This is a genomic window from Streptomyces sp. NPDC091376 (assembly GCF_044757085.1).
Classification (GTDB): Bacteria; Actinomycetota; Actinomycetes; order Streptomycetales; family Streptomycetaceae; genus Streptomyces; species Streptomyces pratisoli.
The window spans coordinates 1-17,934 of the sequence record NZ_JBIVUF010000007.1; the positions used below are offsets into that span (position 1 = coordinate 1).

Here is a 17,934-nt window from a genome sequence, read left to right on the forward strand (position 1 = left end):
CTGGCGTTGATTTTTGGCACGCTGTTGAGTTCTCAAGGAACGGACGCTTCCTTCGTACTCACCCTTTCGGGCTTTCCTCCGGGCGCTTCCCTTCGTTGTTTCCAACCTTACCAGATTCTTTTTCCGTTCCGTTCCCGGTTCGGATTTTGTATCCAGTGGCCGTTGGAGGGCCTTTTGCCTTTCGGCTGATCCGACTTTATCAGAGACTCTGAGTCGGAATTCCCGCCCCGTTGAGTGGACCTTCCGAGCACACATCAGTGCGCTGGACTTCCCTCAGGCGGAGCCGTAAACGTACTGGAGCGGAGCGGCCGATGCAAATCGAGGGCCGCCCCGCTCCAAGATCACCCGACGAGGTGTCAGACCTCCACCACGACAGGCAGGATCATCGGACGCCGACGGTAGGTGTCGGAGACCCACTTGCCGACCGAGCGACGGATGAGCTGCTGCAGCTGGTGGGGCTCGGAGACCCCGTCGGCCGCGGACTTGTGGATGGCTTCCTGGATCTTCGGAATCACCGCGTCGAAGGCGCCGTCCTCGATACCCGAGCCACGGGCGTGGATGTTCGGGCCGCCCACGATCTTGCCGGTCGTGGAGTCCACCACGACGAAGACCGAGATGATGCCCTCGTCGCCGAGGATGCGGCGGTCCTTCAGGGACGACTCGGTGACGTCGCCGACCGAGAGGCCGTCGACGTACACGTACCCCGCTTGGACCTTGCCGGTGATTTTGGCCTTGCCGTCCAGGAGGTCGACGACGACGCCGTCCTCGGCGATGACGATGTGGTCCTTGGGAACGCCCGTCATGGCCCCGAGCTCGGCGTTGGCGCGCAGATGGCGCCATTCGCCGTGGACCGGCATGAGGTTCTTCGGCTTGCAGATGTTGTAGAAGTACAGCAGCTCGCCGGCCGAGGCGTGGCCCGAGACATGGACCTTGGCGTTGCCCTTGTGGATGACGTTCGCGCCCCAGCGGGTGAGTCCGTTGATGACGCGGTAGACCGCGTTCTCGTTACCCGGGATGAGTGACGAGGCCAGGATGACGGTGTCGCCCTGGACGATGCGGATCTGGTGGTCGCGGTTGGCCATACGGGAGAGGGCCGCCATCGGCTCGCCCTGGGATCCCGTACAGACGAGCACGACCTCGTGGTCCGGAAGGTCGTCGAGGGTCTTGACGTCCACGACGAGGCCGGCCGGCACCTTGAGGTAGCCGAGGTCGCGGGCGATGCCCATGTTGCGGACCATCGAGCGGCCGACGAAGGCGACCCGGCGGCCGTATTCGTGGGCAGCGTCCAGGATCTGCTGGATGCGGTGTACGTGGCTGGCGAAGCTGGCCACGATGATGCGCTTCTGGGCACCCGCGAAGACGCCGCGCAGCACGTTCGAGATGTCCCGCTCCGCGGGGACGAAGCCGGGGACCTCTGCGTTGGTCGAGTCGACCAGCAGGAGGTCGATTCCCTCTTCGCTCAGGCGTGCGAAGGCATGGAGGTCCGTCAGCCGGCCGTCCATCGGGAGCTGGTCCATCTTGAAGTCGCCCGTGTGGACGGCCATGCCCGCGGGGGTGCGGATGGCGACGGCCAGGGCGTCCGGGATGGAGTGGTTGACCGCGATGAACTCGCAGTCGAAGGGTCCGATGCGCTCGCGGTTCCCCTCGGCGACTTCGAGGGTGTACGGGCGGATGCGGTGCTCCTGCAGCTTGGCCTCGATCAGGGCGAGGGTCAGCTTGGAGCCGATCAGTGGGATGTCCGGCTTGAGCCGGAGCAGGTACGGGACACCGCCGATGTGATCCTCGTGGCCGTGCGTGAGCACGATGCCCTCGATGTCGTCGAGGCGGTCCCTGATCGTGGTGAAGTCCGGCAGGATCAGGTCGATGCCGGGCTGCTCCTCCTCCGGGAAGAGGACGCCGCAGTCGACGATGAGCAGTCGGCCTTCGTACTCGAAGACCGTCATGTTGCGGCCGATCTCGCCGAGGCCGCCGAGCGGTGTGACGCGCAGACCGCCCTTGGGGAGCTTCGGCGGGGCGCCGAGTTCAGGATGCGGATGACTCAAAAGACTCTCCTCACCACACGCGCCACGTACCGCTTGGGCACGTGGCGCGCATGACATTCGTGCACTTGCTGTTGTCGTTTTGGTTGTTCGTATTCAGTTGTGAAGTCTGTGGTTACAGCTGTACCCCGCCGGCCGCGAGATCGATCTTGAGCTGGGCGGTCTCGCCCTCGGTGAGCTCGACGAGCGGGAGGCGCAGCGGGCCTGCGGGCAGACCCTGCAGGGCGAGCGCCGCCTTGGTGGTGATGACGCCCTGGGTGCGGAACATGCCGGTGAAGACCGGGAGCAGCTTCTGGTGAATCTCGGTGGCCTTCTGGACGTCGCCCTCCGTGTACGCGTCGATCAGGGCGCGCAGCTCGGGGGTGACCACATGGCCGACGACGGAGACGAAGCCGATGGCCCCGACCGAGAGGAGCGGCAGGTTGAGCATGTCGTCGCCCGAGTACCAGGCCAGTGCGCTCCGGGCGATGGCCCAGCTGGCGCGGCCGAGGTCGCCCTTGGCGTCCTTGTTGGCGACGATGCGCGGGTGGTCGGCGAGGCGGACGATCGTCTCGGTGTCGATCGGTACGCCGCTGCGGCCGGGGATGTCGTACAGCATGACCGGCAGGCCGGTGCTGTCGGCGATGGCCGTGAAGTGCCGGTACAGACCCTCCTGCGGAGGCTTGTTGTAGTACGGCGTGACGGCGAGCAGGCCGTGTGCGCCGGCGCGTTCGGCGGCGCGTGCCAGCTCGACGCTGTGCCGGGTGTCGTTGGTACCGATTCCGGCGACGACGTGGGCGCGGTCGCCCACCGCGTCGAGGACGGCTCGTACCAGCTGGTCTTTCTCCGCGTCACTGGTGGTCGGGGACTCACCCGTGGTGCCGTTGATGATCAGGCCGTCGTTGCCTGCGTCCACCAGGTGGGTGGCGAGCCGCTGCGCGCCGTCGAGGTCAAGTGCGCCGTCCGCCGTGAACGGCGTGACCATGGCGGTGAGGACCCGCCCGAAGGGGATCTGCGGAGTGGAGATTGGAGCCATGGGTAACACGCTACTCGCTGCTCAGCGCGTAGGGCCCCCTCGGGGGACGTGACCTATGCCGTGGTGAGTGGAGCCCGGCACTGCCTGCTCGGGGGTTCAGGCAGTGCCGGGCCCGTTTGATCAGCCTAGATGAACTTCTCGAAACGCCGCAATACGGACACCGAGTAAGGCTGACCGTACATCTGTGCTCTACGGGGCGACACGGCCGTTGCCGTTGAAGGCGGCGTACGTGAGCGGCATCAGCTTGGCCCAGTGCTCCTCCATCTTCTCGCCCACCATCTCGATCTCCCGCTGCGGGAAGGACGCGACCTTCGCCAGCTCGTGCTGGGTGCGCAGGCCGAGGAAGTGCATCAGCGAGCGCGCGTTGCACGTCGCGTACATCGACGAGTAGAGGCCGACGGGCAGGACCGAGCGGGCGACTTCGCGCGCCACTCCGGCGCCGAGCATCTCGTGGTACGCCTCGTACGCCTGGCGGTACGAGTCCTCCATGACCCGGCCGGTCAGCTCCTGCTGCGCCTGGGTGCCCTCCACGAAGACGTACTTCCCGGGACGGCCCTCCTGCACGAGCTTGCGCGACTCGTCCGGCACGTAGAAGACGGGCTGCAGCTCCCTGTAGCGGCCGGATTCCTCGTTGTACGACCAGCCGACGCGGTGGCGCATGAACTCGCGGAAGACGAAGATCGGGGCGCTGATGAAGAAGGTCATCGAGTTGTGCTCGAAGGGGCTGCCGTGGCGGTCCCGCATCAGATAGTTGATGAGCCCCTTCGACCGCTCCGGGTCCTTCGAGAGCTCTTCCAGGGACTGCTCGCCCGCGGTGGAGACCCGGGCCGCCCACAGCACGTCGGAGTCGCCGGCGGTGTGCTTCACCAGCTCGACGGTGACATCGCTGCGGAAGCTGGGCTTGATGTCGGCGTGGGGGTGTGTCACCGGCGGGGGTCCTTCCAGTTGCGTCGCTCGGGCGGCGCCCATTCTCTACGGCGCACCCTCTACAACGACAGCCGGGGCGGCTCGTCCCGATTTTCCCTGTGCCAATTCGCCGGAATCGGGCACCAAGTGGCCGTTCTACGCGTCTGTACCAGTAGCCGCGTACCGTCACACACCGAAAGGGGCCCGCTCCATGTTCCGCCGGCGAGAGGCCGTTCCGTTCACATTCGTCGCCGAGGCCGAGCGCTTCCGTAGCAACGTCACCCCGCCTTCCCCGCAGCGGCCCAGTGCCTCGCAGCTCGTCGGCCGTACGCTGATCGGCCTGACCGTGGTGGCGGGGCTGGTCGGATCGCTGCTTCTGGGCATGCCGGCCCTGGAGGCCCCGGTCTCCCCCAAGGCGCCGAGCCAGGCCCAGCAGTCCGGGGGCGCCGACGGCCGCTGACCTGCCCCCACCGCTCCAACGGGGGCGGGAAGCACACCCATGGCCCCCCTGGGGTGGTCGGCTGATGGCCGCCTCGATAGCCTCACCGGGCACAAGCCCCATCGTGGTGATGAGTGAGGACCAGCCGTGCCCCTGCCCTTTCTGACGGCGGACCGCGCCTTTGACGCGACGGACGACGATGTCGCGCTGCCGTTCGACGATCACGACCACGACCAGTGGCGACGGCCGTACCGTCCTGGCCCCTGGCGGGTCGGAGCGGCCGCGCTGATCCTTCTGCTCGCGTCGTTCGTGCTGCTGGCCGCCATGGTCATCGCCTTCGCCGGCGCCCTGCCCGGCGCCGGTGTCTGCATCGGCATCGGGGCGCTGATGATCTGCGCGGCGCTGCGGCTTCTGCGCATCGGCGCCTGGGTGAGCCGGCACGGGCTGCGGCGCGTGGCCTTCTTCTCCACGACGACCCTGTCGTGGGCGCGGGTCAAGGGCCTGCGCACGGTGCAGCAGCCGGTGCGGTGGCTCGGGCTGCCGCGCACGGTGCAGGGGCAGGCGCTGGTCCTCGTCCGTGAGGGCGACGAGCCGCTCCCGCTGCTCACGGATCACAACGCGGACTTCCTGTCACGCGTCGAGGCGTTCGACCGGGCCGCGGACACGATCGAGGCCTGGGGCGCGGAGTACGGCGCCGCAAGCTGACCCCGGCTTCGCCCGCCCCGTGACCGATCCCGGGGCGGGCCCCACGACAGCGCTCACGCCGTGCCGTCGTGCAGGGCGATCGCCTTCTGCATGGCCTTGCGGGCCCGCGGGGTGTCCCTGGCGTCGTGGTACGCGACGGCCAGCCGGAACCAGCAGCGCCAGTCGCCCGGGGAGTCCTCGGTCTCCGCGCGGCGCTGGGCGAAGACGGCGTCGGCCGAGTCGCGGTCGATCCTGCCGCCGGGCGTACGCGCCAGCTCGTCCACCGGCAGTCCGCCCTCGGCGTCGAGCTCGGCGGCCAGCGCGTTGGCCTTCCTGACGAACTGGGTGTTCTTCCAGAGGAACCAGACACCGATCACCGGCAGGATCAGCACCGCGACGCCGAAGGTGACGGTGAGCAGGGTGCCGTGCCGGATCAGCATCACGCCCCGGCTGCCGACCAGGACGAAGTAGACGACGAGGACGGCACCCGTGACGAAGTAGGAGACTTTCGCGCGCATCCGGGCACTCAGCCGAGGTCGAGGAAGTGCTCGAGGCCGAAGGTGAGCCCGGGGGTCGTCACCACACGCCGCACGCCCAGCAGGATGCCCGGCATGAAGCTGCTGTGGTGCAGGGAGTCATGGCGGATGGTGAGGGTCTCGCCCTCCCCGCCCAGCAGGACCTCCTGGTGCGCCAGCAGCCCGCGCAGCCGTACGGCGTGCACCGGCACCCCGTCGACGTCCGCCCCGCGTGCGCCGTCCAGGGCCGTGACCGTGGCATCGGGCTGCGGTGCGCAGCCTGCCTCGGCACGTGCCGCGGCGATCAGCTGGGCGGTGCGCGTGGCGGTACCGGAGGGGGCATCCGCCTTGTTGGGGTGGTGCAGCTCGACGACCTCGACCGACTCGAAGTAGCGCGCCGCCTGAGCGGCGAACTTCATCGTGAGGACGGCGCCGATGGAGAAGTTGGGCGCGATGAGCACGCCCGTCGACGGGGTGGGTGCCTCCCCGCCGGAGGTAGGGGAAGCGTCCAGCGAAGTGCGCAGATGCGCGAGGCGCTCGTCCGTCCAGCCGGTGGTGCCGACGACGGCGTGGATGCCGTGACGTACGCAGAAGTCGAGGTTGCCCATCACCGAAGCGGGGTTGGTCAGTTCGACCACGACCTGGGCGCCGGTCTCGGCAAGGGTCTCCAGCTTGTCGCCCCGGCCCAGCGCGGCGACGAGTTCCATGTCGTCGGCGGCTTCGACGGCCCGTACCGCCTCGGAGCCGATACGGCCCTTGGCGCCGAGAACGGCCACGCGCAGCTTGCTCATGCTCTTGCTCTCTCTACGAGACGGATTCGTGCAGTCGGTCGGCCTGCTTGTCCTTGAGCGGGCCGATCACCGACAGCGAGGGCCGTTGCCCCAGGACCTCACGGGCCACCGCGCGGACGTCGTCGGGAGTGACCGCGGCTATGTTCGCCAGCATGTCGTCGACCGACATCTGGGCGCCCCAGCACAGCTCGCTCTTGCCGATGCGGTTCATCAGCGCGCCGGTGTCCTCCAGGCCGAGGACGGTCGAGCCGGAGAGCTGGCCGATGGCGCGGTCGATCTCGTCGTCCGCCAGTCCCTCGTTCGCGACCCGGTCGAGTTCGTTCCTGCAGATCTTCAGTACGTCGTGGACCTGGCTGGGCCGGCAGCCCGCGTAGACGCCGAAGAGTCCGCAGTCGGCGAAGCCCGAGGTGTACGAGTAGACGCTGTAGGCGAGGCCGCGCTTCTCGCGGACCTCCTGGAACAGGCGCGAGGACATGCCGCCGCCGAGGGCCGTGTTCAGTACGCCGAGGGCCCAGCGGCGGTCGTCGGTCCTGGCGAGGCCCGGCATGCCGAGGACCACGTGGGCCTGCTCGGTCCTGCGGTCGAGGACCTCGACACGGCCGGCGGTCTTCAGTGTCCTGCTGCCGTCACGGGGGGCGACCGGCAGGCCGTCCGTACGCGTCAGGGCGCCTGCCTTGTCGAAGGCCCTGCGGACCTGGCGTACGACCGTCGCGTGGTCGATGTTGCCCGCCGCTGCGACGACCAGATGGGTCGGGTCGTAGTGCTTCTTGTAGAAGCGGGCGATCTGGGAGCGGTTCAGCGCGTTGATGGTGTCGACCGTGCCGAGCACGGGGCGGCCCAGCGGGGTGTCACCGAACATGGTGTGCGCGAAGAGATCATGGACGACATCGCCCGGATCGTCCTCGGTCATCGCGATCTCTTCGAGGATGACGCCGCGCTCGGCGTCGACGTCCTCGTCGAGGATCAGCGATCCGGTGAGCATGTCGCAGACGACGTCGATCGCCAACGGCAGATCGGTGTCGAGGACCCGCGCGTAGTAGCAGGTGTACTCCTTCGCCGTGAAGGCGTTCATCTCGCCGCCCACCGCGTCGATGGCGGAGGAGATGTCGAGGGCGGAGCGCTTGTGCGTGCCCTTGAAGAGGAGGTGCTCCAGGTAGTGGGTGGCGCCGTTGAGCGAGGGGGTCTCGTCGCGGGAGCCGACGTGCGCCCAGATGCCGAAGGTGGCGGAGCGTACGGACGGCAGGGTCTCCGTGACGATGCGCAGGCCGCCGGGGAGGGTGGTCTTACGCACCGTACCGATGCCGTGCTCGCCCTGGAGAAGCGTTTGGGTACGGGCGACGGCCCGCGCCTCCGAGGAGGTGCGGGCCGTCGTCCTGGCACTACGGGACGTCACTTGTCGGTGTCGTCCTTCTTCTCGGCGTCGTCGCCGGCAGCGTCCTCGTCTGCGATCACGGGGATGAGGGAGAGCTTGCCGCGCTGGTCGATCTCGGCGATCTCGACCTGGACCTTGGCGCCGACCGCGAGCACGTCCTCGACGTTCTCCACACGCTTGCCACCGGCGAGCTTGCGGATCTGCGAGATGTGCAGCAGGCCGTCCTTGCCGGGCATCAGGGAGACGAAAGCACCGAAGGTGGTGGTCTTGACGACCGTACCCAGGTAGCGCTCGCCGACCTCCGGCATGGTCGGGTTGGCGATCGAGTTGATCGTGGCGCGGGCGGCCTCGGCGGCCGGGCCCTCGGAGGCACCGATGTAGATGGTGCCGTCGTCCTCGATCGTGATCTCGGCGCCGGTGTCCTCCTGGATCTGGTTGATCATCTTGCCCTTGGGGCCGATGACCTCGCCGATCTTGTCCACGGGGATCTTGACGGTGATGATCCGCGGGGCGTTCGGGGACATCTCGTCCGGGGTGTCGATCGCTTCCATCATCACGTCGAGGATGTGGAGGCGGGCGTCGCGGGCCTGCTTGAGGGCCGCGGCCAGGACGGAGGCCGGGATGCCGTCCAGCTTGGTGTCGAGCTGGAGGGCGGTGACGAACTCCTTCGTACCGGCGACCTTGAAGTCCATGTCACCGAAGGCGTCCTCCGCACCGAGGATGTCGGTGAGGGCGACGTAGTGCGTCTGGCCGTCGATCTCCTGGGAGATCAGACCCATGGCGATACCGGCGACGGGGGCCTTCAGCGGCACACCGGCGTTCAGCAGCGACATGGTGGAGGCGCAGACCGAGCCCATGGACGTCGAGCCGTTGGAACCGAGGGCCTCGGACACCTGACGGATCGCGTACGGGAACTCCTCGCGCGTCGGCAGCACCGGCACGATGGCGCGCTCGGCGAGGGCGCCGTGGCCGATCTCGCGGCGCTTCGGCGAACCGACGCGGCCGGTCTCACCGACGGAGTACGGCGGGAAGTTGTAGTTGTGCATGTAGCGCTTGCGGGTCACCGGGGAAAGGGTGTCCAGCTGCTGCTCCATACGGAGCATGTTCAGGGTGGTGACGCCCAGGATCTGGGTCTCGCCACGCTCGAACAGCGCCGAACCGTGCACGCGCGGGATGGCCTCGACCTCGGCGGCGAGCGTACGGATGTCCGTGACGCCACGGCCGTCGATGCGCTTCTTCTCCTTGATGACGCGCTCACGGACCAGGGACTTGGTCAGCGAGCGGTACGCCGCGGAGATCTCCTTCTCGCGCCCCTCGAACTGCGGGAGCAGCTTCTCGGCGGCCAGACCCTTGACGCGGTCCAGCTCGGCCTCGCGGTCCTGCTTGCCCGCGATGGTCAGCGCCTGCGAGAGCTCGTCCTTGACGGCGGCGGTGAGCGCCTCCAGGACGTCGTCCTGGTACTCGAGGAAGACGGGGAACTCGCCGGTCGGCTTGGCGGCCTTGGCGGCGAGGTCGGCCTGCGCCTTGCAGAGGACCTTGATGAACGGCTTCGCGGCCTCGAGACCGGCGGCGACGACCTCCTCGGTCGGCGCCTCGGCGCCGCCCTTGACGAGCTCGATGGTCTTCTCGGTGGCCTCGGCCTCGACCATCATGATCGCGACGTCGCCGTCCTCCAGGACGCGGCCCGCGACTACCATGTCGAAGACGGCGTCCTCGAGCTCGGTGTGCGTCGGGAAGGCCACCCACTGGCCGTTGATCAGCGCGACACGGGTGCCGCCGATCGGGCCGGAGAAGGGCAGGCCGGCCAGCTGCGTGGAGCAGGAGGCGGCGTTGATCGCGACCACGTCGTACAGGTGGTCGGGGTTGAGCGCCATGATCGTCTCGACGATCTGGATCTCGTTGCGCAGGCCCTTCTTGAAGGACGGGCGCAGCGGGCGGTCGATCAGACGGCAGGTGAGGACCGCGTCCTCGGACGGGCGGCCCTCACGGCGGAAGAAGGAGCCGGGGATCTTGCCCGCGGCGTACATCCGCTCCTCGACGTCGACCGTCAGAGGGAAGAAGTCCAGCTGGTCCTTGGGGTTCTTGGACGCGGTGGTGGCCGACAGCACCATGGTGTCGTCGTCCAGATACGCCACGGCGGAACCGGCGGCCTGCTTGGCCAGGCGGCCCGTCTCGAAGCGGATGGTACGGGTGCCGAAGGAGCCGTTGTCGATGACGGCCTCGGCGTAGTGGGTCTCGTTCTCCACTAGCGATATCTCCTCGTCTGCGTCCCCCGGCCCGTGTGGCGGGAGGACGGTGGCGGAGAAGCGCGCCTTGTGTGCGGGCCGGTCTTCGATCGAAGCACCCGGATGATGATTCCGGGGGCCACTACCGAGGACCGGCGGCGGAGGGGCGCTCCTCCTCGTTCGGTGTTCCGTTTTCGGTATTGCGTTGTGCGACCAGACTACAAAGCGTCTGTGACATCCCGCACGTACAGCAAAGGGAGCGGCCCCCTCAGAGTGGGAACCGCTCCCTTCACGGCGTCTTACTTCGCGCCCGCCGCACCACGGCGGATGCCGAGCCGGTCGACCAGCGCACGGAAGCGCTGGATGTCCTTCTTGGCCAGGTACTGCAGCAGCCGGCGGCGCTGACCGACCAGGATGAGCAGACCACGGCGGGAGTGGTGGTCGTGCTTGTGGGTCTTGAGGTGCTCGGTCAGGTCGGAGATCCGGCGCGAGAGCATCGCGACCTGGACCTCGGGGGAGCCGGTGTCGCCCTCCTTGGTGCCGAACTCGGACATGATCTGCTTCTTCGTAGCGGCGTCGAGAGACACTCGGTACTCCTCTTTCGGTTCGATGCGCCTGCGAGTGCCCCTGGTCTTGGTCTCAGGGGAGCTTCCGTTGCTCGGAGGCGAAGGCACGATGGGCGCTGCACTCCAGAGTTTCGATGCTCCGGGGTACGCGTACACAAACGGCCGTCACACAGAGTACCAGCTCGCGGCAGCCTGCCGAGCGGGGCAGGGACCGGCACGCTCGTGGGGCGCACCGGTCCGTCTCTCTGGTCCTTCTCGGCGGTCCTTCCGGGCGGTCGTCCCGGGCGGTCCTTCTCCGCGCAGGGTCAGTCCGCGCAGGGTCAGGAGGTCAGCGCCCGGATCGAGTGGTAGACGTCGAAGACCGCGAGGCACAGGGGCACGAGCGTCAGCAGGACGGTCGTCTCCGCGATCTCCAGGAAACGGCCCCAGAAGGGGGTGACGCCCTTGCGCGGAACGATCAGCCCGATGGCGATGATCAGTGCGGCGACGCCGGCGACCGCGGCGGACAGCCAGACCGTACGGATGTCGAGCGCGGTGCCGTCGCCCTTCAGGGCGGCGTGCATCAGCTCGGTGGGCGGGTTCAGGCACAGCCCGAGGCCGAGCAGGATCAGCGACCCGAGGCCCGCCACGAGGGCGCAGCCGACCTGCGCCGTGTAGCGGAAGAGGTGGGCGCGCATCAGCATGGCGATGCCGGTGGCGAGGGCGAGCAGCTGGCCCCACACGTCGTCGGAGAACCCGAGGACCGCGGCCGATCCGACGGCCAGCAGGGCGCAGCCCCCGACGAGGCCGACGAGCAGCTCGTGGCCGCGACGGGCCTGGGCGGCGATGCGCTCGGCGTCGACCGGGCCCTGCGGCGAGGCGGGCTCGGCCCCGTAGCCGCCGACCGAGGTGCGCGGCGGCTCGAAGCCGACGGGCAGGCGGGCGAAGCGCGTGGAGAGACCGGGCAGGAAGGCCAGGGCCCCGACGGCGAGCGGAGAGCACACCGCGGCGGTCTCGGACGGCTCCATCCCGGTCACGATCGCGGCGAAGGTGACGAGCAGGCCGATGGCCGCGGCGAAGACGAACGCGACGAAGGGACCGTCCCCGCCGGGGGCGACCATCATCAGGATCACCGAGACGACCAGCACTGCGGCGCAGGCCAGCAGGAACTGCAGCCGTCCGATGCCCTGCCCGCTCGCCGGCGGCAGCAGTCCCGCGCCGGCGACGGCGGCGTTCGCCATCGCGCCGATGCCCAGGGCGACGGCCGCCCCGCGGTCGTCGTAGACCCGGGCCCGTACGCAGGCGAGCGCGAGCAGCAGTACGCCGGCGACGGCGGCCAGGATGCCCGGCAGGCTGTGCATGTCGTGACGTGGGTCGGCCGACCACAGGACGAAGCCGAGCAGTACCAGCAGCGCCGAGCCGCCGAAGAGCCCGGCGCCGCGCATCAGGGCGTCGTTCCACAGCGTGCGGTCGCGGGCGACCGCGGAGGCGACGGCGTCGGAGACGTCGTCGAACACGGCGGGGGGCAGCGACTCGGCGAAGGGCCGCAGCGACAGCAGCTCGCCGTCGAGGATGCGCTGCGCGACGAGCGAGCGCGCGCCGTCGAGCACGGTGCCGTCGCGGCGCACGAGGTGGTAGCCCACCGGGGCGCCCGCCGCGGGGCTCTGCCCGGACAGCCGGAGGATCTCCGGATAGAGGTCGGCGACGGGGATGTCTTCGGGCAGAGCCACGTCGACGCGACTGTCCGGCGCGACGACCGTGACCCGGCAGAAGCCGGTTCCGCCGCCGGACGGAGTCGCGGGACCCGGGTGACCGGATCCGGTGGCCGCCGCTGGGGCCGTCATACTCACCTGCTGCATCCCCTCGTGATTCGCATGGACCGCCGGGTCGGCACTGCGTTCCGAATGACCCTTTTTTTGCGGTAGTTCATGCGTGCGCAAACACGTCGCGCCACCCTACCGCCCGCCCCCGCACCCCCGCGCAAGTAGGATCCCTCCCCGCGGACGGAACCCGTCGCCACGGGGGCGCCGATAGGAACATTTCCGTCCGGCAAGGGAATTGGTGAGCTGTGAGTCAGATCGTCGTCAAGCGCCCACCACGGGCCCTGCCGTCCGAAGTGCCCGGCGAGCAGGTGCAGCTGCAACCACCGCCCGAGTTGCCCAGAGGGCAGCAGGAGGGCGTGCTGATGCAGCTGCTGCCGATGCTCGGTATGGGCGGTTCCGTCGTCTTCTTCTTCATGACGCCGAATCCGATCATGCGGATCATGGGCATGGTGATGATCGCGTCGACGGTCGCGATGGGCATCGCCATGCTGGTGCGCTACCGGCGCGGTACCCAGGGCCAGCTCGCCGATCTGCGCCGCGACTACCTCAAGTACCTGACCCAGACCCGGCGTACGGTCCTGCGGACCGCCCGTCTGCAACGGGACGCGCAGTTCTATCTGCATCCGTCGCCCGAGCAGCTGTGGGCGCTCGTCGCCGAGGGCAGCCGGGTGTGGGAACGCCGGACGGGTGACGACGACTTCGCCCAGGTGCGCATCGGACTGGGCAGCCAGCAGCTGGCGACGCCGCTCATGGCGCCCGACACCGCGCCGGTGGACGAGCTGGAGCCGCTGACCGCGGGCGCGATGCAGAAGTTCCTCAGCACCCACGGCACTCTCGACGGACTGCCGATGGCCGTGTCGCTGCGCGCCTTCTACCACCTGACGGTGAGCGGCGAGCCGGAGTCCGTCCGCTCCACCGCGCGCGCGATGGTCGGCTCGCTGGCCTCGCTGCACTCCCCCGAGGACCTCGTCGTCGCGATCGCGGCCGGCTCCTCCGCTGCTCCGCACTGGGAGTGGGCGAAGTGGCTGCCGCACGTTCAGGCGCCGGGCGCCGCCGACGGTGCGGGCAGCCGCCGCCTCATCACCACCGACGCCGGCGAGCTGCAGGACATGCTCGCGAGCCACCTCGAAGGGCGGCCCCGCTTCCAGGGCGGCCACCAGCCGCTGCTCGACCGGCCCCACGTCGTCGTCGTGCTCGACGGTCAGTCCGTGCCCCCGATGTCGGCGCTCGCCGCCGCCGAAGGGCTGCAGGGTGTGACGCTCATCGAGGTCGTGCCCGGTGAGATGGCCGCGATGCGCGGCGGGCTGTCCGTCTCGGTCCACCCCGACTCCCTGCAACTGGAGTCGGGGCACGGCCTGGTGTACGACGGAATGCCCGACCGGCTGAGTGTCGAAGCCGCCGAGGCGCTCGCCCGGCAGCTCGCACCGCTGCGTGTCGCCATGGGCGGTGACGACGATGAACCCCTGCTCGCCAACCTCGAGTTCACCGATCTGCTGAACCTGGGCGACGCCGCTTCCGTCGACGTCAGCCGCACCTGGCGACCCCGCTCGCAGGCCGAGCGGCTGCGCGTCCCGATCGGTGTGGGCGAGGACGGTTCCCCGGTCATGCTGGACCTCAAGGAGGCGGCGCAGGAGGGCATGGGCCCGCACGGGCTGTGCGTGGGCGCGACCGGTTCCGGAAAGTCCGAGTTGCTCCGTACGCTCGTACTCGGCCTCGCCGTGACGCATTCATCGGAAACGCTGAACTTCGTCCTCGCGGACTTCAAGGGTGGCGCCACCTTCGCCGGAATGTCGCAGATGCCGCACGTCGCCGCGGTCATCACCAACCTCGCGGACGACCTGACGCTGGTCGACCGCATGGGCGACTCCATCCGCGGTGAGCTCAACCGCCGGCAGGAGCTGCTGCGCGACGCGGGCAACTACGCCAACATCCACGACTACGAGAAGGCGCGCGCGGCCGGTGCCGCGCTGCAGCCCATTCCGTCGCTCGTCCTCGTCATCGACGAGTTCAGCGAACTCCTCACCGCCATGCCGGACTTCATCGAGATGTTCGTCCAGATCGGCCGCATCGGCCGCTCGCTCGGCGTCCATCTGCTGCTGGCCTCGCAGCGTCTGGAGGAGGGCCGGCTGCGCGGCCTGGAGACGTATCTGTCGTACCGGATCGGTCTGCGCACGTTCTCCGCGGCCGAGTCGCGTGCGGCGATCGGCGTCCCCGACGCGTACCAGCTGCCGAACGTCCCCGGCTCCGGCTATCTGAAGTTCGGCACGGACGAGATGGTGCGGTTCAAGGCCGCGTACGTCTCCGGGGTGTACCGGTCGAACGCGCACCACGCGGCGGTGCCCGGCGGTCCGCTGCCCGTGGACCGCCGGCCCGTACCGTTCACGGCCGCGCCCGTGCCGGTCCGCTACGCGGCGCCCACCACCCGGGCCGCCGTCCCGGAGGCGCGTACTCCGGAGGACGACGCGCTCGCCGACTCCGTGCTCGACGTGATCGTGCGACGGCTCGAGGGCCGGGGCGCGGAGGCCCACCAGGTGTGGCTGCCGCCGCTGGACAACCCGCCGCCACTGGACGAGATCCTGCCGGACCTCGCCGGTGTGGAGGGGCGCGGACTGACGCAGCCGGGATTCGAGGGCGCCGGCAAGCTCGTCGTCCCGCTGGGTGTCGTCGACAAGCCCTTCGAGCAGCGCCGTGACGTGCTCTACCGGGACTTCTCCGGGGCGGCGGGCCACATGCAGATCGTCGGCGGCCCGCAGTCCGGCAAGTCGACTCTGCTGAGGACCCTCATCTCGGCGTTCGCGCTGACGCACACACCGCATGAAGTGCAGTTCTACGGGCTGGACTTCGGCGGCGGCGGCATGTCGTCCATCGCGGGACTGCCGCACGTCGGCGGGGTCGCGTCGCGCCTGGACCCCGAGCGGGTCCGCCGCACCGTGGCCGAGGTCTACGGCATCCTCTCCCGGCGCGAGGAGTACTTCCGCAGCGCCGGAATCGACTCGATCGCCACGTACCGCAGGCTCCGCGCCCGCGGTGAGATCTCCGTGACGGACCAGCCGTGGGGCGATGTCTTCCTGGTCATCGACGGCTGGGGCAACTTCCGCAGCGACTACGAGGGGCTGGAGTCCGCGGTCGTCGACATGGCGGTGCGCGGGCTGGGCTACGGGATCCACGTGATCCTGACGGCGTCCCGGTCGATGGACGTGCGCTCCAACATCAAGGACCACCTGATGAACCGCCTGGAACTCCGTCTGGGCGACACCATGGACTCCGAGGTGGACCGCAAGATCGCCATGAACGTGCCGCAGGGAGTCCCCGGCCGCGGTCTGGTTCCCGAGAAGCTGCACTTCATGGCGTCGGTACCGCGTATCGACGGCATCCAGTCCGACAGCGACCTGTCCGAGGCGACCTCAGCGATGGTGCAGGAGGTCAGTCGCCACTGGCCGGGCGCCGCCGCCCCGAAGGTGCGTCTGCTCCCGCGCGAGCTCGCCGGGGACCAACTGCCCGCAGGGTTCGCAGAACCCCGGCGCGGAGTGTCGTTCGCGATCGACGAGAACAACCTGGAGCCGGTGTTCGCCGACTTCGGGCGCGACCCGTTCTTCCTGGTGTTCGGTGAGAGCGAGTCCGGCAAGTCGAACCTGCTGCGCCTGCTCATCAAGCAGTTGACGCAGCGGTACGACGGCAACGCCGCCAAGTTCTTCGTGATCGACAACCGGCGCGCGCTGCTCGACGTCACCCCCGCCACGCACCTTGCCGAGTACGTGCCGATGTCCAACAACATGGAGCACCACGTCGACGCGCTGGCGGACCTGATGCAGCGCCGTGCGCCGTCCGCCGACGTCACGGCCCAGCAGCTCCGCGACCGCAGCTGGTGGCAGGGCCCGGACGTCTTCGTGGTCGTCGACGACTACGACCTCGTGTCCACGTCGAGCGGCAACCCGCTGGCCAAGCTCACGGAGCACCTGCCCTTCGCGCGGGACGTCGGTGTCCGCTTCATCATCGCGCGCAACTCGGCGGGCGCGAGCCGCGCGGCGTACGAGCCGTTCCTGCAACGGATGATGGAACTCGGCGCACAGGGCCTCCTGCTCTCCGGCGACCCGCAGGAGGGCGAGGTGCTCGGCGTCCGCATGCGGCCCATGCCCGCGGGACGAGGCATCTTCGTGTCCCGGCAGCGGGGGAAGCCGTTGGTGCAGACGGGGTGGCTGGGGGATCCGCAGTGAGCGCGTGACGATGTGACCGCGTCACAGCTGACCGCGTGACCATGTGATCGCTTGGCCGGCGTGCGGTGCGTGGTGCCCGGTGCCTTCGGAAGGGCGCCAGCGGCTACTGCGCAGAGGCTGGACGTCCCAGAGCTCCCGGCGTGTGCCCGCCCGGGCGGGCACACGCCGGACGTCGAGCCGCGTTGGGGCCATCCGAAGAGAGGGACCAGGGACATGTCTGGGTTTGCAATATTCATGGTGGTCTTCGGCGTGGCCTTCGTCGCGCTCGGCCTCGCAGACCACCGGGCGATCTGGTGGCGGTTCCAGGCACAACGGCATTCCGACCCTGCCGCCGCCGAGCCCTCCAGCGCCGGGTTCCTCGTCCAGCGGCTGTGCTGCTTCGCGGCGGCCGGCCTGGCGTTCTATGGCTCCTGGACCAACTATCAGCTCCACGAACGGGAGCTGCCCGACGGGACCGGTCAGGCAGAGGTGCTGGAACGGACCGTTGCCGTGGCGAAGTGGCTGGACGGCTCGAGGATGTCCCCGGTGTTCGAAGGGGACGACGGCGCGTGGAACGAGCGCATGGACCCACAGCTCGACGGACCGGAGCGGGACGACCCGACGGCGCTACTGGTGTGGCGTTCGGGCGAGCTGACGCCGAAGGGCAACGTGGAGCACTACGAGGTCAGCAGCACGGACGGCACCACGTGCCTGAAGGTCACGGCCAAGCCCTCGGCCGACCAGCCGGCGCCGGAGGGCATGTCACCGATCGACTTCGACCTGCGCGCCGGCGCCGCGGAGGGCCCCTGCACGAAGTGAGCACAGAAACCTCAATCGATTCCTCTTGAAGCGCCGAGTGAAGAACCGGAAAGGTGTGGCAGATGGCGTGGGATGAGTGGGAACAGCTCAAGACGCAGGCGGCCGGCCGTCAGTCGGAGCAGATGCAGCTGAACCGGGTGCCTGACGAGGGCGGCGGCGGCGGAGGCAGCTACGGCGATCTCACGACGTCCGAGACCGACCTCGCGAAGATCGGCTCGAACGCGTACAAGCTCTTCAACCGCTTGTACGACGAGGCGCGTGTGGCCGGCCCCAGCAGTTCCAAGGCCGCTGAAGACCTCAAGACCGAGGGCTTCGAGATCGGAACAGGGCTCGCCCACGTCGCCAAGCGCTGGGACGAGCAGCTGGGCTCCCTCCGGGATGCCTGCTCCCACATCTCGAACCACATGCGGGTGACCACGAAGATCCACAAGAACGATGAGCAGTACATCACGGGGCAACTGAGCAGCATCGCCACGCTCGACAGCGGGTTCGACGAGCGTGTGGGGCAGCCGGGTGAGAAGAACCCGATCTACGGCGAGAAGAAGAAGGACGAGAAGGACAAATAGTC

15 protein-coding genes are annotated in these 17,934 nt (G+C 69.0%); 6 read left to right on the top strand and 9 right to left on the bottom strand.

The window, feature by feature from the left end; all coding sequences use genetic code 11:
* Positions 1-189 (top strand): hypothetical protein (locus tag ACIQMR_RS16440; RefSeq protein ID WP_401386936.1); only part of this gene is annotated, 189 nt, incomplete at its 5' end.
* A gap of 167 nt (positions 190-356) precedes the next feature.
* Here ACIQMR_RS16440 and ACIQMR_RS16445 read toward each other — a convergent pair.
* The 3 genes from ACIQMR_RS16445 to thyX form a co-directional block, all read right to left on the bottom strand.
* Complete coding sequence (locus ACIQMR_RS16445) at positions 357-2,042, bottom strand: ribonuclease J (protein WP_401386939.1); 1,686 nt, start codon at positions 2,040-2,042, stop codon at positions 357-359.
* A gap of 112 nt (positions 2,043-2,154) precedes the next feature.
* Positions 2,155-3,054, bottom strand: coding sequence for a 4-hydroxy-tetrahydrodipicolinate synthase (gene dapA / locus ACIQMR_RS16450; RefSeq protein ID WP_401386942.1), 900 nt, complete (start codon positions 3,052-3,054; stop codon positions 2,155-2,157).
* A 189-nt stretch (positions 3,055-3,243) separates the two neighbouring features.
* On the bottom strand, positions 3,244-4,023 hold the full coding sequence (gene thyX, locus ACIQMR_RS16455) for an FAD-dependent thymidylate synthase (RefSeq protein WP_401386945.1): 780 nt from the start codon (positions 4,021-4,023) through the stop codon (positions 3,244-3,246).
* A gap of 148 nt (positions 4,024-4,171) precedes the next feature.
* Between thyX and ACIQMR_RS16460 the strand changes: the two genes are divergently transcribed.
* Positions 4,172-4,420 (top strand): hypothetical protein, encoded by a 249-nt coding sequence (locus ACIQMR_RS16460; protein ID WP_328726324.1) that lies wholly within the window; start codon positions 4,172-4,174, stop codon positions 4,418-4,420.
* Between the two features lie 126 nt (positions 4,421-4,546).
* Positions 4,547-5,104, top strand: a complete 558-nt coding sequence (locus tag ACIQMR_RS16465) for a hypothetical protein (protein WP_401386949.1) — start codon at positions 4,547-4,549, stop codon at positions 5,102-5,104.
* 53 nt (positions 5,105-5,157) lie between these two features.
* On the opposite strand, the gene ACIQMR_RS16470 is transcribed toward ACIQMR_RS16465, so the two are convergent.
* From ACIQMR_RS16470 to eccD, 6 genes are all read right to left on the bottom strand, one after another.
* Complete coding sequence (locus tag ACIQMR_RS16470; protein WP_401386952.1) at positions 5,158-5,601, bottom strand: hypothetical protein; 444 nt, start codon at positions 5,599-5,601, stop codon at positions 5,158-5,160.
* An 8-nt stretch (positions 5,602-5,609) separates the two neighbouring features.
* Complete coding sequence (dapB, locus tag ACIQMR_RS16475) at positions 5,610-6,389, bottom strand: 4-hydroxy-tetrahydrodipicolinate reductase (protein WP_401386955.1); 780 nt, start codon at positions 6,387-6,389, stop codon at positions 5,610-5,612.
* Between the two features lie 13 nt (positions 6,390-6,402).
* Complete coding sequence (locus tag ACIQMR_RS16480; RefSeq protein ID WP_266384074.1) at positions 6,403-7,782, bottom strand: pitrilysin family protein; 1,380 nt, start codon at positions 7,780-7,782, stop codon at positions 6,403-6,405.
* A complete protein-coding gene (locus tag ACIQMR_RS16485) occupies positions 7,779-10,007 on the bottom strand; it encodes a polyribonucleotide nucleotidyltransferase (protein WP_266384072.1) in 2,229 nt (742 codons plus the stop codon). The genes ACIQMR_RS16480 and ACIQMR_RS16485 overlap by 4 nt, the downstream gene beginning before the upstream one ends.
* A 278-nt stretch (positions 10,008-10,285) precedes the next feature.
* Positions 10,286-10,573, bottom strand: coding sequence for a 30S ribosomal protein S15 (gene rpsO / locus ACIQMR_RS16490; protein ID WP_030943387.1), 288 nt, complete (start codon positions 10,571-10,573; stop codon positions 10,286-10,288).
* A gap of 299 nt (positions 10,574-10,872) precedes the next feature.
* A complete protein-coding gene (eccD, locus tag ACIQMR_RS16495) occupies positions 10,873-12,375 on the bottom strand; it encodes a type VII secretion integral membrane protein EccD (protein WP_401386960.1) in 1,503 nt (500 codons plus the stop codon).
* Positions 12,376-12,599: 224 nt separating this feature from the next.
* Between eccD and eccCa the strand changes: the two genes are divergently transcribed.
* From eccCa to ACIQMR_RS16510, 3 genes are all read left to right on the top strand, one after another.
* Positions 12,600-16,568 carry a type VII secretion protein EccCa gene (gene eccCa / locus ACIQMR_RS16500; RefSeq protein WP_401386962.1) on the top strand — a complete coding sequence of 1,323 codons (3,969 nt, stop codon included), beginning with the start codon at positions 12,600-12,602 and terminating at the stop codon, positions 16,566-16,568.
* Between the two features lie 213 nt (positions 16,569-16,781).
* The gene (locus ACIQMR_RS16505; protein WP_401386965.1) at positions 16,782-17,366 is read left to right on the top strand and encodes a hypothetical protein; all 585 of its coding nucleotides are present in this window, start codon (positions 16,782-16,784) and stop codon (positions 17,364-17,366) included.
* A gap of 62 nt (positions 17,367-17,428) precedes the next feature.
* Positions 17,429-17,932, top strand: a complete 504-nt coding sequence (locus tag ACIQMR_RS16510) for a hypothetical protein (RefSeq protein WP_401386968.1) — start codon at positions 17,429-17,431, stop codon at positions 17,930-17,932.
* Positions 17,933-17,934 lie beyond the last annotated feature (2 nt).

Excerpts from the sequence above, each read along its gene's own strand:
- dapA (WP_401386942.1), bottom strand. The coding sequence starts at position 3,054 with ATGGCTCCAATCTCCACTCCGCAGATCCCCTTCGGGCGGGTCCTCACC.
- thyX (WP_401386945.1), bottom strand. The coding sequence starts at position 4,023 with ATGGGCGCCGCCCGAGCGACGCAACTGGAAGGACCCCCGCCGGTGACA.
- ACIQMR_RS16460 (WP_328726324.1), top strand. The coding sequence starts at position 4,172 with ATGTTCCGCCGGCGAGAGGCCGTTCCGTTCACATTCGTCGCCGAGGCC.
- ACIQMR_RS16470 (WP_401386952.1), bottom strand. The coding sequence starts at position 5,601 with ATGCGCGCGAAAGTCTCCTACTTCGTCACGGGTGCCGTCCTCGTCGTC.
- dapB (WP_401386955.1), bottom strand. The coding sequence starts at position 6,389 with ATGAGCAAGCTGCGCGTGGCCGTTCTCGGCGCCAAGGGCCGTATCGGC.
- eccD (WP_401386960.1), bottom strand. The coding sequence starts at position 12,375 with ATGACGGCCCCAGCGGCGGCCACCGGATCCGGTCACCCGGGTCCCGCG.
- ACIQMR_RS16505 (WP_401386965.1), top strand. The coding sequence starts at position 16,782 with ATGTCTGGGTTTGCAATATTCATGGTGGTCTTCGGCGTGGCCTTCGTC.
- ACIQMR_RS16510 (WP_401386968.1), top strand. The coding sequence starts at position 17,429 with ATGGCGTGGGATGAGTGGGAACAGCTCAAGACGCAGGCGGCCGGCCGT.